Below are 572 nucleotides of genomic sequence, written 5' to 3'. Positions count from 1 at the left end.
ATGCCTTCACCCCAGATGGGTGTGGGCAATTTTTTATGCCCACGAAAGGAATCATTCCCATGTCTCTTCACGCCATCTGGCACGCCATCCAAACCGGGATCGCTGGTATTGGTGCCTGGCTCGCCGCTTATCTTGGAGGCCTCGACGGCCTCGTCTATGCGCTGATCGTCTTCGCTATCGCCGACTACATCACCGGGGTGCTGGCCGCCATCAACGAGCGCCGCCTCAGCTCATCCGTCGGTTTTAGGGGTATCAGCCGCAAAATCCTCATCTTCACCCTCGTCGGCCTCGCCCACCTCATCGACGTCCATATTCTCGGAGCACCCGGCGTGCTACGCGCGGCGGTCATTTTCTTCTACCTGTCCAACGAAGGCATCTCGCTGGTGGAGAACGCCACCCGCTTGGGACTGCCTGTCCCATCCCAGATGCGTGGGGCGCTCGATGCGATCGCCAACCGCGCCGAAACCAGGCCCTCACTGACCGAAACGACCACTGAAAACACAAAGGAGAACCAGTCATGAAGAATTGGAACACGCTTGAGGCCGACATCGACCTCATCATGAACACACACT

At 58.4% G+C, this 572-nt stretch carries 1 protein-coding gene; it reads left to right on the top strand.

The window, feature by feature from the left end; all coding sequences use genetic code 11:
- Positions 1-59: 59 nt before the first annotated feature.
- Positions 60-521 carry a phage holin family protein gene (locus HMPREF2975_RS07630; protein WP_036324911.1) on the top strand — a complete coding sequence of 154 codons (462 nt, stop codon included), beginning with the start codon at positions 60-62 and terminating at the stop codon, positions 519-521.
- The last annotated feature ends 51 nt before the right edge of the window (positions 522-572 follow it).

The sequence above is a fragment of the Actinomyces sp. HMSC065F12 genome, from assembly GCF_001814535.1.
GTDB classification, from domain to species: Bacteria; Actinomycetota; Actinomycetes; order Actinomycetales; family Actinomycetaceae; genus Pauljensenia; species Pauljensenia radingae_A.
Note: the sequence above shows the minus strand (reverse complement) of the source record. Positions and strands in the feature narration are given on the sequence as shown.